General features: G+C 42.4%; 22 protein-coding genes and 2 pseudogenes. 23 read left to right on the forward strand and 1 reads right to left on the reverse strand.

Annotated features, from left to right (window positions below):
* From KTG12_RS20230 to KTG12_RS20295, 14 genes and pseudogenes are all read left to right on the forward strand, one after another.
* Window positions 1–343: pseudogene (locus tag KTG12_RS20230) on the forward strand (hypothetical protein); the annotation flags it as partial.
* A gap of 11 nt (window positions 344–354) precedes the next feature.
* Window positions 355–657 carry a hypothetical protein gene (locus tag KTG12_RS20235; protein ID WP_081415415.1) on the forward strand — a complete coding sequence of 101 codons (303 nt, stop codon included), beginning with the start codon at window positions 355–357 and terminating at the stop codon, window positions 655–657.
* 26 nt (window positions 658–683) lie between these two features.
* Entirely contained in the window at window positions 684–968 is a 285-nt protein-coding gene (locus KTG12_RS20240; protein ID WP_075965706.1) for a hypothetical protein, read from the forward strand.
* A 33-nt stretch (window positions 969–1001) separates the two neighbouring features.
* Entirely contained in the window at window positions 1002–1178 is a 177-nt protein-coding gene (locus tag KTG12_RS20245) for a hypothetical protein (protein ID WP_167369860.1), read from the forward strand.
* An 11-nt stretch (window positions 1179–1189) separates the two neighbouring features.
* Window positions 1190–3622, forward strand: a complete 2433-nt coding sequence (locus KTG12_RS20250; RefSeq protein ID WP_075965705.1) for an ATP-dependent helicase — start codon at window positions 1190–1192, stop codon at window positions 3620–3622.
* Between the two features lie 39 nt (window positions 3623–3661).
* Entirely contained in the window at window positions 3662–4030 is a 369-nt protein-coding gene (locus tag KTG12_RS20255; RefSeq protein ID WP_075965704.1) for a hypothetical protein, read from the forward strand.
* Between the two features lie 159 nt (window positions 4031–4189).
* Entirely contained in the window at window positions 4190–4357 is a 168-nt protein-coding gene (locus KTG12_RS20260; protein ID WP_167369859.1) for a hypothetical protein, read from the forward strand.
* Between the two features lie 193 nt (window positions 4358–4550).
* A complete protein-coding gene (locus tag KTG12_RS20265; RefSeq protein ID WP_075965703.1) occupies window positions 4551–5030 on the forward strand; it encodes a hypothetical protein in 480 nt (159 codons plus the stop codon).
* A 269-nt stretch (window positions 5031–5299) separates the two neighbouring features.
* The gene (locus KTG12_RS20270) at window positions 5300–5506 is read left to right on the forward strand and encodes a hypothetical protein (protein WP_075965702.1); all 207 of its coding nucleotides are present in this window, start codon (window positions 5300–5302) and stop codon (window positions 5504–5506) included.
* Between the two features lie 11 nt (window positions 5507–5517).
* Window positions 5518–6369, forward strand: coding sequence for a hypothetical protein (locus tag KTG12_RS20275; RefSeq protein ID WP_075965701.1), 852 nt, complete (start codon window positions 5518–5520; stop codon window positions 6367–6369).
* A 3-nt stretch (window positions 6370–6372) separates the two neighbouring features.
* A complete protein-coding gene (locus KTG12_RS20280) occupies window positions 6373–6708 on the forward strand; it encodes a hypothetical protein (RefSeq protein ID WP_075965700.1) in 336 nt (111 codons plus the stop codon).
* 222 nt (window positions 6709–6930) lie between these two features.
* Window positions 6931–7428, forward strand: a complete 498-nt coding sequence (locus KTG12_RS20285; protein WP_075965699.1) for a hypothetical protein — start codon at window positions 6931–6933, stop codon at window positions 7426–7428.
* A 719-nt stretch (window positions 7429–8147) separates the two neighbouring features.
* Window positions 8148–8246: pseudogene (locus KTG12_RS22005) on the forward strand (type II toxin-antitoxin system mRNA interferase toxin, RelE/StbE family); the annotation flags it as partial.
* Window positions 8247–8504 carry a hypothetical protein gene (locus tag KTG12_RS20295; protein WP_075965698.1) on the forward strand — a complete coding sequence of 86 codons (258 nt, stop codon included), beginning with the start codon at window positions 8247–8249 and terminating at the stop codon, window positions 8502–8504.
* Between the two features lie 29 nt (window positions 8505–8533).
* Here KTG12_RS20295 and KTG12_RS22120 read toward each other — a convergent pair whose 3' ends face one another.
* Window positions 8534–8668 (reverse strand): hypothetical protein, encoded by a 135-nt coding sequence (locus KTG12_RS22120; RefSeq protein WP_256304525.1) that lies wholly within the window; start codon window positions 8666–8668, stop codon window positions 8534–8536.
* Window positions 8669–8705: 37 nt separating this feature from the next.
* Here KTG12_RS22120 and KTG12_RS20300 point away from each other — a divergent pair, with 37 nt between their 5' ends.
* The 9 genes from KTG12_RS20300 (at window position 8706) to KTG12_RS20340 (ending at window position 15619) form a co-directional block, all read left to right on the forward strand.
* A complete protein-coding gene (locus KTG12_RS20300; protein WP_075965697.1) occupies window positions 8706–9113 on the forward strand; it encodes a hypothetical protein in 408 nt (135 codons plus the stop codon).
* A 63-nt stretch (window positions 9114–9176) separates the two neighbouring features.
* Window positions 9177–9911, forward strand: coding sequence for a hypothetical protein (locus KTG12_RS20305; protein ID WP_075965696.1), 735 nt, complete (start codon window positions 9177–9179; stop codon window positions 9909–9911).
* 488 nt (window positions 9912–10399) lie between these two features.
* A complete protein-coding gene (locus KTG12_RS20310) occupies window positions 10400–11140 on the forward strand; it encodes a hypothetical protein (protein WP_139322588.1) in 741 nt (246 codons plus the stop codon).
* Window positions 11141–11738: 598 nt separating this feature from the next.
* Window positions 11739–12149 (forward strand): hypothetical protein, encoded by a 411-nt coding sequence (locus KTG12_RS20315; RefSeq protein ID WP_139322587.1) that lies wholly within the window; start codon window positions 11739–11741, stop codon window positions 12147–12149.
* A gap of 349 nt (window positions 12150–12498) precedes the next feature.
* Window positions 12499–14040 carry a PcfJ domain-containing protein gene (locus tag KTG12_RS20320; RefSeq protein WP_075965693.1) on the forward strand — a complete coding sequence of 514 codons (1542 nt, stop codon included), beginning with the start codon at window positions 12499–12501 and terminating at the stop codon, window positions 14038–14040.
* Window positions 14041–14253: 213 nt separating this feature from the next.
* Window positions 14254–14619, forward strand: a complete 366-nt coding sequence (locus KTG12_RS20325) for a hypothetical protein (RefSeq protein ID WP_075965692.1) — start codon at window positions 14254–14256, stop codon at window positions 14617–14619.
* Between the two features lie 10 nt (window positions 14620–14629).
* Window positions 14630–14851, forward strand: coding sequence for a hypothetical protein (locus KTG12_RS20330; RefSeq protein WP_075965691.1), 222 nt, complete (start codon window positions 14630–14632; stop codon window positions 14849–14851).
* A gap of 28 nt (window positions 14852–14879) precedes the next feature.
* Entirely contained in the window at window positions 14880–15356 is a 477-nt protein-coding gene (locus KTG12_RS20335; RefSeq protein WP_075965690.1) for a hypothetical protein, read from the forward strand.
* Window positions 15357–15469: 113 nt separating this feature from the next.
* A complete protein-coding gene (locus KTG12_RS20340; RefSeq protein ID WP_182430364.1) occupies window positions 15470–15619 on the forward strand; it encodes a hypothetical protein in 150 nt (49 codons plus the stop codon).
* Window positions 15620–15790 lie beyond the last annotated feature (171 nt).

Below are 15790 nucleotides of genomic sequence, written 5' to 3' on the forward strand. Positions count from 1 at the left end.
AAAAGCAGGTTGGCAACTCTATGTCAGAGACCGCAATACGACATTCGAGCCGATGCGCATTTCAGCCGAAAATTATGGCGATGATTACATGGCATTCGACTCAAGCAGTGTGGAATCGTTTTATGAAGACGAAGTAAAGCCATTACTGGATGATATCAACAGTCTTGAAGACTTGGAGAAATTTGTGTCTGCCCGCAAAGAATTGCTTGACGAGATCAAGAGTATCGACGAAACCCAATTGGTAATAGCCTGCCATGGCCATTATTATGAGACGATAGATAAGGAAACAATGGAATGGTCGTTCGATTCGAATACTTATGTTATCGGAGTTATCAAAGACTAATAATTAAGCGTATGAAAACATATAGTGTATATTTTACAGAGCCTGTCACCCGCCACTACAAAGGGGACAAGTTCAACCAAAAGACCAAACAGTGGGAACATGACGTAGATTGCGAAGAAACCAAAGACACCTTCACTTTCTACTCTCTCCCTCCGGCCAAGAAGCTTATTAAGGCAAACATGGACAAATACAAGGGTTCAAGTATCACAAAAACATGGGCCAACGGTGATTGGGAAAACCTTGGTGAAATCAAGCTTACCGGGAACAACAAGACCTTCGTGGCAAATTCCCGCCAGAAGAAAGCCGGATATTGATTACCAAAACATTAAAGACGAAGATTATGAAATTAAACAATAGTGACTGTTACGATTCAATCATGGTGACCCTGGCTCCGGACAAGTATCCTACTGCATTCGCCAATAAGGTGGACGAACTGATAGAACAGAATCAGTTCAAGACTAGGGAAGAAGCCGAAGCGTATGTTTCCGGCACTCCCATTGAGTTGGAACTGTATTACGAGAAAGGGACCGGATTGTTTGCAGTGGAAGCGGAAGCCGTCGAATCCGGAACAATCTACTCCCCTTATACCAAGGAACTGCTGGAAGATGCAGATTGCGATTGTTAAATCACTCACTTTAACCATTAAAAAACAAGACCTATGAAACGTATTACTTCAAACGATATTATCCCGGGATTCCAGTTTATGCATGCGGGTATCCCTGCAACCGTGAAACATGTATCGGACGGCTTTGCCCGTTTCATCTCTGACGATGGATCAGAAGCCGGTTCCATCGCCGTAATCGCATTGGTCAATATGGCCAACCGTACTATCTAAAAACTGAAATTATGAGTCGTATATTAGAATCACTGAATGACAGACAGCGTGAGGCTGTCCAGGCTACAGAAGGCTACTTCCGTATCATTGCCGGAGCAGGCAGTGGCAAAACTAAGACTTTGACACATCGCTTTGCCTATCTGGTGCAGGAAATCGGTGTTCCTTCCAACCGAATCCTCTGTGTTACCTTCACCAACAAGGCGGCAGCTGAAATGCGTGGCAGAGTAAAGCAGCTTTTGGGCGAGAACATCACTGACGAATACATCTGTACTTTCCACAGTTTCTGTGTGAAGGTTCTCAGACGCGAGATCCAGCGATTGGGATACCAGCAGACATTCAGCATCCTGGATATGACTGACCAGAAATCATTGATCAAAGAGGTATTCGAAGAAATGGGTCTTTCATCCAATGACGGCATTACAGCCAAGGATGCCCTGAAACACATAGAGATGTGCAAGACCGGAGAGGGATGGGAACATGTTGTCAAGCTGCTTGTCGCTCCCAATGACCCTGTCATCCCGGCAGAAGCAGAAGTGAAAGACAGGATCCTGCTGAATTACCTGACCCTGCAGCGCAAGAACTTGTCCTTGGATTTCAATGACCTGATTTCCTTTACGCTGTATCTTCTTCAGACAAACCATCAGGTGCTTGACACTTGGTCAAACGCTTTCAGCTATATCATGGTTGACGAGACACAGGACAACTCCAGACGTCAATGGGCCATGCTGGAATTGTTGGCTAAAGCTTGCCGGAACTTGTTTGTCGTAGGAGATCCTGACCAGGCCATCTATTCTTTTAGAGGGGCACGTCCCGAGGGGTTGGTCAAGTTTGACAAGGTGTTCTCCCCATGCACCACGATAGTGCTGGACCAAAATTACCGTTCAACACCTACTATCCTTGGAGCGGCCAACGACATCATTGTACACAACCGTTTACGTGTGAAGAAGGAATTATACACCGACAACGTTGATCCGGGCAGCCCGATTGAATGGATTCATGCCGATAATGACAAGAACGAGTCACTATATGTGGCATCCAAGGTACAGAGTTTACTTGAAAATGGAGCCAAGTCTGATGACATCGCCGTATTGTTCCGTGTGTCTGCCCTCTCCCGTTCCGTCGAACAGGCGTTCATCCAAAATGGTATCAAGTATCAGGTGTTTGGTGGTATGCGGTTCTTCGAACGCAAGGAGATTAAGGATGTCATGGCTTATCTGACCATGGCCGAGACTCCCGACAATGACATGGCTTTCCTTCGGACATACAACTATCCGTCCCGTAAGTTGGGAAAGGCTTTTATCAACCGGATTAAGGAACTGGCCAAAGCGGACGGAAGCTCATACTTTGCCGCCCTGCTCAAGCATTATGGTTCTGTCAAGGAGGTCACCCGCTCCGGTGCTGCCGAATACATCAAACTGGCCAATCAGATTCAGGGACTAAAAGGCGGCTCAATTTCTGACTTGGCAACATATATTTTGGACCAGACCGGTATCATGAAAGAATTACGGGAATCTGAGGATACCGAAAGGCTGGACAACGTAGTAGAGCTTCAGAACTCCATCCTGTCTTATGAAAACGAGCATAAGGATGATGAAGATTTTTCATTGAAGACATACCTTCAGGACATTTCCTTGTACACCAACGTGGATGCCAAGGATAAAGAAGACAGCATCAAACTGATGACCATACACCAGTCCAAGGGACTGGAATTTCCCTATGTGTTCCTTATCGGATGCAACGAGGGTGTCATGCCCAACCAGCGGTGTGTGTCTGAGACCCGTCGTGAAGGGTTGGAAGAGGAACGCCGGTTAGCGTACGTGGCCGTAACCCGTGCCAAACTGCAACTGTTTATCACCGAGAACGAAGGACAATTCTACGGTGGCGGCAACAGGGTGCCGTCCAGGTTTATCTTTGAGATAGACAGCAAACGCATCCAACGTAATGGGTATGTGCCCGAATACCTGGCAGAGATGACCCGGAAAATCATCCAAAATGAAGGACTGGAATTTGATTCCAATGGAGATTATGATGTGCTGACAATCGGAACACGTGTCAAACATCCGGCATTTGGTGACGGTACCATTGAAAAGGTGGAAAGTTCCCGTAATGAGTATCTTATCCGGATGGACCGTACTGACAGCCTGATGCATATCCGTATGGACTATAAGGGACTCACAGTGATTACAGACGCTCCCAAAGACGATAATACGACTGACTGTTTACCTGCCGATGAACCGGAATCCCAACCAACGGAAGAGGTGGTTGAACCCACTGCCCCGGCTCTCATGTGGAAAGCCGGAGACGAAGTAATACACCCGCTTTTCGGTCTGGGAAAAATCATGGAGGTGAACCCAGACAGCAGGGAGTATTCTATCTATGTGAACCAAGGTGGGTTTACCATCTCCGTAGATTTCAATTTTGACGGGCTGAGAGCCAAATCTTGAAAAATTAGTTTCTTTCGGTTTATTTTTAACAATAGAATTATGAATCGAAAAGAAGTATTTCTCAAGTGCCAGCAATGTATCAATGACATTCAAACGGCAGCAAACTCAAAGACTTTTATCAAATACCGCAAAGAACAAATTACTTTGCGGTATTTTTTTGTCCGTAACAGACAAATGCTGTCCGTTATACAGACAGATGCAGATATGGTTCCCGTCCTTCACTTTGTCTTTCTGACGAATGACATAAGGGCTGTGCCGGTCTATATGTACCAACTGCTACCCGGTGATTTCCCGTTTACAGTCCCCCCCTACCCTTCCCTTCATCGTTCTCTGGAGATTGCCAGTACGTTCATCCGGTGGCACGAGCTGTCCGCAAATTTCCAGTTTGACATCAGATGGTATGACTGATACGCCATAGGAGCCGACACCGGCTCCTTCCTCCTACTCCGAACAATAAATGGCCTGCATGAAAAAGTTCGAACTCAGGTGCACACAGACATTCAACAACAATATAATAGCTTGCTACACAAATAAAAAGTATTTTTGTATAAATCAAAAGTTTAGATTATGAAAAAGAGCAAGAAAAGGCGTAATGCCCCATCCACCCCTCTGGCAGCATTTCACAAAGGTAGCCGGGATGCGGAGATACAGGCTTTCGGCAAACCGGTACCACGGCACAATGTAGTCACCTCAAAGAAGGTGTATCGTCGGAATCGCCGGGTAGATTTCGATTGACACGGTTGTCTTCCTTCTTCCACCCGGAGAACCATACTGTCCTCCTATAGATCGTTATTGATAGCTTGAATGAAAGAGTTTCACTCCCCTATCCTAAATGCTAATATTCTGTATAGGTTAGGAAAACTTATATAAATATACTATATTTGTGATTATTAATGAATTAGAATATTAACCATCAAACTTTAAGAATATGAACATTAACGTAGAGATCTTCAAGAGATACTCCCCGAAGAAGAAAATAGAAATCATCAACAAGCTTACTCCAGCCGAGCTTTCCATGGTGGAATATGCGACCTTGGTAAGAGTCGTGAAGGAAGCCGGTTATGGCAGAGACAAGTCAAGAAGTAAAGATTTGAATATTCATCCCGACAGAAGAAAAGGCAATAATTGGGACAGCTTAGTCGAAAGGCTGTCATGGTGCAACGGGAAATTATATGTAGATGTGTATTTTCAATATGAGAACACAGACACAACGGTGTGTGTGATAGCCCAAGAGTTTTTCAGCCGAGGGGAATATAAAGGCAGGGTGAAACGTCTGAATCACCATTGTGACGAACAGACTTATTACTTCAATTATTCGGAGGAAGAGAAAAGAGAGGTAATGAGAAGTATCCTTCTCGAATATGTCTATAAAAAGTACAAGGACAAACTATCCGAAGGGGAAGAATAGTCTATATTGGAATCCGGACAAGGCAGGCTGACACAGCTTTCCTTGTTCGGCAACAACTCACACAGAGGGGTATCGGCATGTTTTCTTGCCAACGCAGACCGACCACGGTCTGCTGAAATATGGGTGAAATATCGCCGATCGTGGGGTATTTATGGTATCCGCAATAATGGAAAAGTCCGACCTGATACTACTCTTTCCCTTTTGTTTTCCGGAACTATGAAGACTCCCTATATTTCTGTATATTTGCATCATAATCAATGAGATAAAAGATGATAAACTTCAAGAAACTTAAAAGCCAGATTAAGCCCTTCAAACCGGAGGCCAAACATAAGGGTTACATCTTCATCGCAACAGATGAACAGATTGCCAACGGTGGATTTACCGTAGCTAAAGTAGGCTCAAAACGGAGCCTGATAGATTGTATGGCATTCTACATCAAGAAAGAACCGGATGTATGGGCAGATTTGATACTCTAAAAACAATAACTATGGGACAGTTTAGCTGGTTTACACAAGACACCAAGCGTAGAATCCGGAACGGAGTTCCGTTTACGGTATATATGACGGATGATAAGGGCAACAAGTACAAAGAGACTTGTTACGGAGGTTATGGTGTGTTCGGTGGCAAGGATTATTATGAATTGCTTGCAGAGATGAACGGTATCGTGGATAGAAATAAAGAGTATCTTCGTCAGATAGGCATCGAACTGGCTTTCAAGAACTCTCCACAGGGATACAACCCGGAAGTGAAGCACCCCTCACTGACCGAGAATGGTTCCTATTACCAAGGGGTAGCACCGATTTCAGACCCGGACCAAGGTTTTCCATTAGATTACCACTTGGCCGGGGTACCTTCCCATGTCCTTACAGAAGGTATGGAGGTTCTATTGCCAAAGGATGCGACCTTTATTGACGTGAATGGCGTTAGTATGTTCTTGCCGACATTGAATCTCTATGAAACTATCACTGTAGATGATATGTATCCGTTCGGGAATTGTCTGGTGCAGTCAATCAGGGAGGACAAATCAATCATGCTGAAAGACCTTACTTCCGGACTTGAATTTCGGTATTCTGGAAATGTGTTGATTCGGTCAAACGAGATTGTTCATTCCTACATGGGAAACAATAATAAAGGTGATCTGGTATTGTGTAACGATTGTGAGACCCTTTTGTTGGTTCCCATGGGTACAGACATCTGTCCGGATTGCCACTCCGATGGCTGTCTGACTTACCCGGATGATCGTACCGATCACGTTCACGCCACGCAATCAGAATTAAGAGAACAAGGCAACATTGTCATAACCCATGATCGTCCGACAGACGAAATGCTATATTCTTGAATTATGGAAAAGGTTCACATTTTAATTAATTCCGGATACGGTCGGTTATCCGGACATTCGGACAACCAACATAGGGCGTTCGTACAAGAGGTTACCGCCATATTTGAGTCATTAGGTTGGCAGGTGCCCCAACAGAAGCAAACACCGTTGGCAAAGTCAGGATATAACAGGTTTTTCCTGCATCCCTGTTTCTTTACCGGCTACATCAATGACAAGAAGATTGTGCAAACCATTATGGATGCAGCCAAAAATGCCAAGACCTTTAGCATATACGGGGTCGAATACAATTATACCGGAAATATATCCGGTCTCTATTTCCCATCTCTGACTCTCAATTAACTGCTAGGGTGATCCGGTCATTCGGAACACCCTACTCCCCTATTTGCAGAACCTGACCATCAGGTTCTTATCTGCCAGTAATATGGAGTGGCTTTAATGGAAATGTTTCAACCATATAGGGTGAAAGAGCTTTCTTAATTTCTATTTCATAAACACATTGAATTTAAGTAACTTTGTGTATATCAAATAGATAGATATAATAAAGAACATAATTAAATAGTTATGAAAAAGATAATATTCTCCACCGAAATCACAGATGAAGATCTGAAATGCGCAGAAGAATGGTTACAGGAACAAGGCTATCCATCCAGTGAAATGGCTATTTGTGAAGAAGCCGCTGAACAAAAGCGGAATTGGCAGGATGACGAAATAAGCAATCTCGATATGTTTTTGGAAGGAAACATCCTTCTGATAGCGGATTTAGGCTTGTGGAACGGACGAAAATCGGGATACCGGATAATTGACAATAATGTTGGCAATATATTGTCTTCACTATCTGAAGGTGAAATAGAATACTTTGCAGACACTCAGACCAAACAGGTGAAAGCAGTCCAACATCATCATGACGGAACAAACTATATTACATTCCGGGAGATTAAGCCAGGTGTGAACATAGATAACCTGACAGAAAAGATTTACAACGGTACATACACACAAAAGGATATTTCTCGATACACCCGGAGCTTGTACCCTCATGTTGCCAAGGTTTATGGATGGTAACGCATTCCAGCCGCTTTTTAGCGGCTGCAGTATAAAAGTCTGGTGGAGGAGCCAAAAAAATAAAGCCGGAACACTCGTACAGGGACGGGGAAAAGTCGAAGCAAGGCACTAAGAAAGAACCTGTCCCACAAACAACACACACGCCAAAACGACACAAACGGCTGAATAAAACAGGACCTGAAATTGTAATGCGCATTACAAAAGCATAAAAACAGATTTCCTGCTTGTACTTCCGGAATAATAGCCTTTCTTTTTATGTGTACCAACTTTGGTACACATAAAAAGAAAAGAACAGTATGCTACAAGTAACATCAAGGGAATTTAGGGACAAGCAAGCCTCTTGGGTTGACATGGCAGATCAAGGCTAACAAATTGTTATCAGACGCAGAGGCAAACGCTCCTACATGCTGACACCCGTCTACGACAGTGATATTACAACCACCCACAAATTTGAACAGAAGATAGAGGAAGCACGTAGGCAATACAAAAACCGGGAAACAATCGTCTGCAATACCAAAGAAGAACTTCACGACTTATTGGATACGTTATGATGTACAAGATTGAATTTTCAAAGGGTGCGACAAAACCACACCCAAATACAAAAAGTCCAATCTTGTACTCTACAAAAAACTGGTGAGTCTTCTTGAAGAAATCATGGCCCCCGTACAGGGACCGGACACCCGGAACCTTTAAAGGCAGGAAACTCTGTCAGCTATTCAAGACGGACAACGGCACATGACAGGTTGATATATGACATCTATGATGAAACCGTTACCGTCATGGTTATTGAAATAGAAGGACACTATAAAGATAAGTAAATGGGAATGATAAAGACACAATTCCCCTGCGGTATGTTATGGCTAAGTGAAACTGATACCATCTGCGGCCATGACGGAAAGATTTGCGGTGCTGTTAAATACCAAGATGAACAGTTCAAAATCATCCAGCCGGAAGAATGCATGGGGCACAAAAGGGACATAATGAAGGAATTAAAAGAAGCTTTGCAACAGGTCAAAGATCACCTAGACGGTAAAATACAACTCAAATCGATAGAAGCCTTGTTAGATGAACTTTGAGTTTGTTTCATCTGATTTATTCGACCCATTTAATTTGCCCTTTCGGGAACGCGCTCACGTTCCCTATCAAGTATTTTTACCAAAGTAAATGGATTGGCTTCAATGAGAGAGTCACGACCTACTTGCTTGATATTATAATCCGTTTGGTTTTCTTTTATGTCCAATGTTTTTTATATTTTTGCATAGAATAAAACAATGATTATGGACACCTTAACACTCAAAGAAAGATATTTCTCTGCCATTCATAGCATGAGAGAAGCACTTAAATATTACGTTTCCGAGAATGGAAACGATTATTCGGATTCTCCCGAATATTACGCAAACGAGTTCGGCATTTATCCGGACAAAAAGGAACGACCATCTAAAATGTTGGAACTAAATTGTACTTATGCCCATTATGTAGAGGGCAAAGGAGTAGAATCTGTCCAAATCCAACTATTATATACGGTTGCTGATGACGAAGGTAATGAGGAACTGATGTATTATGGCTTCTATAACGGTAGAGAAGAAATCGAAGATGATTGTGAACCTATTCACGCTAAAGCCATAACTTTAGCAGATGAAGAACTGATGAATATAATAAAGGGTATCGACAATCCTGCCAACTGAGATACCCCCTTCGGGGGGGTATGATATAAATTTGTCCTGTAGAACAAGCAAATAGCACTAATAATGAACCGATTGAAATACAATAATAATAATTGGCACGAAAGAGACAACCACATCTTTTTCGATGAAGAACCGCATATTTATACCCATGACAGACTAGGTAAGATGGATAGCTGGACGGAAATCATTGCGTCCTATTTTGCTCCTTTCGATAAGGAACGGGTAGCCTCATTTGTAGCCCAGAGACGGGGTTGCTCACCGGAGGAACTGATTGCCGAATGGGAACACCAGACCCATTTGGGCACCAAGCTCCATGCCAATATCGAAAACTATTTGCTTTCTTTGCCGCATGACGAGTCAGATGTTTTCTGGCAGTTCAAGAATTTCATCACAGAGCATCCGATGGTTCCTTATCGTACCGAGTGGACTATCTATGACGAAGAAAGCCGAGTGGCAGGTACAATTGATTCATTGGATTTCCATGTATGTAACCTGATGTTGGACTGGAAGCGGAGCAAGAACCTGATAGACCAGGATGGGAACGTCATCCGGGATTCCTACAATCATACTATGGGATTGGGAGTACTCTCACACCTCCCGGATTGTTCCTACTATCACTATGCCATGCAACAGTCCGGGTACCGGTATATTCTCAAGAAGAATTACGGCATCGAAATCGAAGCCTGTTGGCTGGCAGTGTTCCATCCGACACTCCTTAACTACAAATTGATAAGACTCCCCTATCTGGAGGAAGAAGTAAAAGCAGTACTGGCTGAACGTGCTGCCAGATTTAGATAAGCTAATATGAATTACTACAACTCAAAAGTTGTAATAATAAAAGTCAAATGCCTATCCCTTTCATCCCCTTTGAGAATACATTATGCCAAGACAACTCTGCTCACGGCAGTTTTCCAGTACGCTTTATTTGTTCTCCCGGGGACGTACTCACGTCCCCTATGATCCCCCTCCTTATAAAGTAGATGCAGGTATTGTGACTGCTCTGCTTATATGAGAATGTATGAACCTGAACATTCACCGGAGGCATTTCATTATCTATATCATTATAATACAGCATTTTAGTATCTTTGAATATGAAAGATAACCAAAATTAGTCATGGGAATAGGAAGAGAAAAAATAGACTGGGATGATTTCTTACTAAATGAAATTTTCAGCCCTCATTGAGGGAGCGATGATGTAAGACCGGAAGATAACAGCGAGTATTCTTGCACTACAGCTAAGTATGTATGCAATTTTTGTGAAACAGAATTTTTTAAAGAACATTGATATGGGAAACATGGAAATAAAGAACTTGGATGAAGCACGTAGAATTCAAGAAGGGGTATTGAATTATTATATTGGAGTCATTTGCTCCGGACTCTACCCGCAGAACAACTTGCCACACCTGATTTTCTTTGAAGACGTGGACGATAAGGGTGAACCTGTGTTCCGCAAAGCCGAGGTTATCGAAATCCTTGGTGCAACTAAAGAAGTTGTCATTAAGTACAAGAATGGAGAAAAGGAAACGATCAATCTTTCAGCCATCAATATTGACTGGCTTCAGGACTTGGCAAACTACCAGTTCCGAATGTACGATTTACTGGAACAAGGAGAGCCAGACACTTTACCGGGATGCATAACATATCAGATTATCCTTTCTGAATTCATCGACAAATATGGATGTGATGACCATGAAGGAAGAGTCTTAATCGGCAATAAAACCAATGGAGAGATTATAACGCTCATGAAAGAGCTGGATGATCTTAGCATCGACAACCAGTCTGACATTACATTTGAATGTGGATCATTCCGGGTATTGGAATATTCCCAAGGTGATGCGCACTATAAACTATCCGAAGAGAGTTTAAGCCAGAAACTGATTGATCCTGGGATCAGCGAGCCATACAACAAAAAATGTACAGCGTTGGATGATGAATTCCAATTCTACGTTGGCAATGATTTTTGGGAGAAATCCACCTTGCAGAAAAAGCTGTTCATCCTTCAAGAAATATTCGATGTAAAGCTGTGATTTTTTATATATACGGTTGTTCCATACAAAGTACGGTGCAACCAGTTTCACTCTGCATTCCAATTCTGGCGAAACTTGAACCCAAGTTTCTTTCAGTGTCCCCTATTTCCCTTTTGCTTATATGGAATAGTAGAACCCTGCCACAGAGTTCTGATATGGTGATATATATTGGGTAATGTGCTGGGATTTCTGTAACTTTACAATGTTGAAAGACAAAGAATTATGAAATATTACATCGTTGTATCATCGGCAGGAGACACAAAGGTTGTCGTTTTGCCAGCAAACTGGGACAATGGCAGTTTGAACGTCTGCCTGTCAAGATTAAAGACAGATGCCCAAGGCGAATTCAGAGGTGGGATGAAAATTTTCACAGAGATAAATCAAGACGAGTACCGTAAGGTAACAGGTGATTCCTATCTGAGTAGTAATTATGCAAGCCATCCAAATTTTTTTAGAGGGGATATCTTGCCAGAAGACTGGAGAGAACAGGCGATGGCTGTCCTGACATCAGGCGGTTGGATTGACCAGTTAGGCTGGGAGGATGACCTTGCCAAGCTGGTGGACGAACAGATTGATTCAGCCCCAAATGTTCGACCTCATGCAGGCACACATGACAGGACTGGATCCCGTTTTGGAACTGGAGGCATACGACAGGTGGTTATATGGAGAGGCTCTGGCAGCCCAAAGAAAAGAGACCGAACAATCAGTTTCAAAGGAAGAACAATCCGTCTTCACCTTCTTGGTCGATTGCCAGTACAAGGTGTGGGAACGCCATACCGTTACCGTAAATGCCGACACCTATGAAGAAGCCAAGCAACGAGTAATCAACTTGGCAAAGAATCACCCTGTAAGTATGGATGACGGCGAGCCTGGACTGGAAATGACCTTTGAGACTCTTTACGAAACAGAAGAACTGATTGAACCCGAAAATGGTAAAGAAGCAACAGTTCAAGTAATGAACTATGCACCATTCAGTGAGAGAAAGGTCTTATACGAGAACGCCAAATAACTATTCTTCAAATGAGATAAAGGGGGTCAACGGTGTGCGAACATAGTTGACCGCACAAACACTACAAAGTGTTTGGTATTTAGTTAATTGTGAAATGGACTGCCTGTATGTGAATATGGGCAGTTTTTTCTTTTTGACTTAGGTATATCCCCGGAGTCCCACAACGGACTCCTATTGTTACCACCTATGGGGATAAAGATTGAGATCCTTTAAGAGGGAGAACTTAAGCATTTGGTTTTGCTTAAATGAGAATGTTTTCATCGCCCACCATTAGATCTTTCTTATTGATGTCATTATTTAATAGAACCATATTTATGTATCTTTGTATCAAACGATTAACAATAAACACATGAGACATTTAACATTAAATCAAGAATACCAAAACCAGACAGCGCAACTTATGTTTTCCTTTGGAGAGGAACAGCAATATGATATACCAGTTAGACAGGTTACTACCTGTTCAAAGACTGATACAAAATTATCTACCGTACCAGAGTACCTTAATAATCTGAGCAAGGACTGTTTTTCTTTAGAAGAGTTGCTTGGCAAAATAAATGCAGATACGGTATATTTTGGTCGTAACAAACGTGGACAAATTGCCAATGTTAATGGAAATGTTATTTTTGCGGGCGGTATGGCAAGCCGAATATTGCCCAATGCCCTTTTACGGTCAGTTCCTAATGCTCTGGCTCAAGGCGAGGGATATTTGGAATTTGACACATTTGTGGTTACTCTTGGCTATTTTGATGATTGTGCAAGATTGTGGAATGCAAAATTAAATATTGTACTTGACAAAAAAATGAAATTGAGTTCATTCTATAGTTCCACTTACCCTTATAATTGCACTGAGTTTTCATTGGGGAAATGGTCAATGGTAAAGAAGCAAAAATTTACAATATACCACTATTTCATTCAGTCCAAAGAGGAACTTACAGGAATTCTTGAAAAGAACGCTCCCTATACTGCGAAATGGGCAGCAGAAAAAGGTGCTGATGTACGTTGTATGCTCCTTGCTCCTCAAATAGAAATACTTAGCAAAGCCGGATATTTGTTTGCTGACTCATTCATTGAATATGACTCTATTTCCGAAGAAAATTGTGTAATTTTCAACAGGCTCTGCCAACAGGGGACAAAACCAAAGGATATATTTAAAACCAGCAAAATGGTGTATTCTATATTAAAGGGGGAATTGGATCTTGAAATTTGGGATTGCTATCGTAAACTGGCTAAGCTCGGAAAGATTGACGCAGACCATATCCAACAGGCTTACGACCAAAATTTCAAAAAGGCAGATTTAGAGGGGTTAAACTCCATTCTTAGCAAACAATATGACGGAAAACCAGTGTTTACTTGGAATAGTCTGATGCAGTATTTAGTTAGACTTGACACCTTTGAAGCAATAGAGAAAAAGGAAGCTTTCATGTTGCTTAATGATTATTTGTCCATGTGCAACCAACTCAAAATGCAGCCCCGCATCAACGGAGATAGTCTGAAAAGGGAACACGACATTGCAGCACGTAACTGCCGTAACCGAAAAAACAAAATCATGGCTGAACGTATGCAGAACAACTGCGAGAAAATGAAGAAATACGACTACACAGAGGGAGTCTATTTTGTTCGGGGCATCCGAAGTCACGATGATCTTTTGGACGAAGCCAACCAGCAACATAACTGCGTGGCAGCGTATGGATCAAGAATTGCCAACGGCTCTTCATACATCTACGTGCTGAGAGAAGTCGCCAAACCGGACAAGAGCTTAATCACCATAGAGCTTTCTCCGGACGGACGGAACATCAGACAAAAGTACCTTGCCTACAACCAGCCTGTCCGGAACAGGTCGCAAAGTGAGTTCATAGACCGCTGGATGAAACACAACAGACTGGTAGGTTAACGAATAAGGTTCCTGCCCAATTCGGGCAGGTTTCTTTATGTCCGTATGCCGTGTTCGGAGCCCCACCATTGGGCTCCTTTTAGCTTATAAAAGGATAGGAAAGCTTAAATGAAAGAGTAGGTATCATCCCCTATCCTACTATTCCCTTTGGCTATATTTCGTTATGAGAGACCATTTATATATCTTTGTATCAAAGAATTAAATCAAACAAATATGGAATATAAAGAATTAGTGGAGCAGGAAAGCCAGCTAAAAAAGAGCCAAGTCTTGTACATCAAAGAGGTTCTCGCCCAAAACAACGGACGGGTGGAAATGAAATACAAGCCCCAAGAAGAGTTTGAGGACGAAAGTGATAATGAAACAGACTGTTTCTACGATCAGTTCCCGGTCATGATTGCCGTTCCGGGTAGACACGGTACGTTCAATCTCCATGTAACTGCGGTTTATGAAGATCATAACGGAAGCCTTCGTTGCGAAGGTATCAACGACAATACCGACTCTTTGGAAAAGAAGATATACTTCTGCGACGAATCCTATTCCTCTATCGCATATTTTCTGCATCAAATAACAAACAAATAATCCTTATTGTATGAACAAGAAAGAGATTTTACCACAGCAAGTTGTTCCTGGAAAGACCTATTCATTTTCCGGTGACATCAAGAACGGATGCTATGCCGACGGTACACCACGTATCTCTCATGAAGAGGTCACCAGAGAGGTGTCCTATGTAAAAGATAACCTGATTGTCTGCGTGTGCGGACGCCAATTTATCATTAACGAGAACTTGAAAATCCAAAAGTTCCCTTATTAAAATCCAAGACAAACAAATAAGCATAAGTATGAATATCGAGAATTTGAGAAATAGAGTGGATGCTCTTCAAAAGACAGAAAATACACTCTTAGTTCTGGCAATGCACAAAGCGGGATTGAAAAATGTGAATTGTTCCGACAAACAACTGAATCTTTGTGCCGTTCTTGCAGGGAATCCTGTCATCTTCAAAGTCAAGGAATTTTGGATGGAGGGTGATTCTGGTAAGGAAACAGTATTCTTTTTAGGATGTTGCGACCCGATTGAACATATCACCCTCAAATGCGAGGATATTCTTCCCGGAATGGTATCTAATATTCTGGAACACATACCCAATGTGAATGTTTCCGATTTGTCTGTGTTGCCACAGGGTACAGATGATGATATTGACGAAGCATTAGTATCATCGTTAGAGTATTTGGAGCAAGAAAGAGACTGCATTTGTGACACGGAATTATACGAAAGATGCTGTAAATTAGAAAAGTCCAGACAGCATTTCTGGGACTGATTACCTTATTCGATTTAACCAATCCTTCCTGTCCGGATTTCCTGGACAGGAATCAAACATATCTATAGCATGAACATAAATGTACTCACGATCCGGAGAACATCTACACAGGTGTGATGGTTTCGGATGAATCTCTCATTCAGGATTATATCGAAACAAACGAATATTCCGAGACTGCCGAGCATATCATGCGTCTCCAGAAAGCACAGGCCGTTGCTTTCATTGCAGACGCATGGGAACTGACACTTGTTCCTTGCGTCTGATCTTCATCGACCGGGAACGCACACCCGTTCCCTATCCCCTAATCTGGTGACATTTGGGAATAAGCATAACGAACACAGAAAGAACGCAACCTGAAACTTTGCGATTTAGTTATACCGGGAGTAACTCCCTAAAAATGGTGTCCGCTTCAATGGTAAAGTAGGGTTGTAAGT

Source organism: Parabacteroides sp. MSK.9.14 (genome assembly GCF_019041495.1).
GTDB classification, from domain to species: domain Bacteria; phylum Bacteroidota; class Bacteroidia; order Bacteroidales; family Tannerellaceae; genus Parabacteroides; species Parabacteroides merdae.

Bases quoted from the DNA above. Each gene is read 5' to 3' on its own strand.
- KTG12_RS20235 (WP_081415415.1), top strand. From the start codon at position 355: ATGAAAACATATAGTGTATATTTTACAGAGCCTGTCACCCGCCACTAC.
- KTG12_RS20240 (WP_075965706.1), top strand. From the start codon at position 684: ATGAAATTAAACAATAGTGACTGTTACGATTCAATCATGGTGACCCTG.
- KTG12_RS20245 (WP_167369860.1), top strand. From the start codon at position 1,002: ATGAAACGTATTACTTCAAACGATATTATCCCGGGATTCCAGTTTATG.
- KTG12_RS20250 (WP_075965705.1), top strand. From the start codon at position 1,190: ATGAGTCGTATATTAGAATCACTGAATGACAGACAGCGTGAGGCTGTC.
- KTG12_RS20255 (WP_075965704.1), top strand. From the start codon at position 3,662: ATGAATCGAAAAGAAGTATTTCTCAAGTGCCAGCAATGTATCAATGAC.
- KTG12_RS20260 (WP_167369859.1), top strand. From the start codon at position 4,190: ATGAAAAAGAGCAAGAAAAGGCGTAATGCCCCATCCACCCCTCTGGCA.
- KTG12_RS20265 (WP_075965703.1), top strand. From the start codon at position 4,551: ATGAACATTAACGTAGAGATCTTCAAGAGATACTCCCCGAAGAAGAAA.
- KTG12_RS20270 (WP_075965702.1), top strand. From the start codon at position 5,300: ATGATAAACTTCAAGAAACTTAAAAGCCAGATTAAGCCCTTCAAACCG.
- KTG12_RS20275 (WP_075965701.1), top strand. From the start codon at position 5,518: ATGGGACAGTTTAGCTGGTTTACACAAGACACCAAGCGTAGAATCCGG.
- KTG12_RS20280 (WP_075965700.1), top strand. From the start codon at position 6,373: ATGGAAAAGGTTCACATTTTAATTAATTCCGGATACGGTCGGTTATCC.
- KTG12_RS20285 (WP_075965699.1), top strand. From the start codon at position 6,931: ATGAAAAAGATAATATTCTCCACCGAAATCACAGATGAAGATCTGAAA.
- KTG12_RS20295 (WP_075965698.1), top strand. From the start codon at position 8,247: ATGGGAATGATAAAGACACAATTCCCCTGCGGTATGTTATGGCTAAGT.
- KTG12_RS20300 (WP_075965697.1), top strand. From the start codon at position 8,706: ATGGACACCTTAACACTCAAAGAAAGATATTTCTCTGCCATTCATAGC.
- KTG12_RS20305 (WP_075965696.1), top strand. From the start codon at position 9,177: ATGAACCGATTGAAATACAATAATAATAATTGGCACGAAAGAGACAAC.
- KTG12_RS20310 (WP_139322588.1), top strand. From the start codon at position 10,400: ATGGGAAACATGGAAATAAAGAACTTGGATGAAGCACGTAGAATTCAA.
- KTG12_RS20315 (WP_139322587.1), top strand. From the start codon at position 11,739: ATGCAGGCACACATGACAGGACTGGATCCCGTTTTGGAACTGGAGGCA.
- KTG12_RS20320 (WP_075965693.1), top strand. From the start codon at position 12,499: ATGAGACATTTAACATTAAATCAAGAATACCAAAACCAGACAGCGCAA.
- KTG12_RS20325 (WP_075965692.1), top strand. From the start codon at position 14,254: ATGGAATATAAAGAATTAGTGGAGCAGGAAAGCCAGCTAAAAAAGAGC.
- KTG12_RS20330 (WP_075965691.1), top strand. From the start codon at position 14,630: ATGAACAAGAAAGAGATTTTACCACAGCAAGTTGTTCCTGGAAAGACC.
- KTG12_RS20335 (WP_075965690.1), top strand. From the start codon at position 14,880: ATGAATATCGAGAATTTGAGAAATAGAGTGGATGCTCTTCAAAAGACA.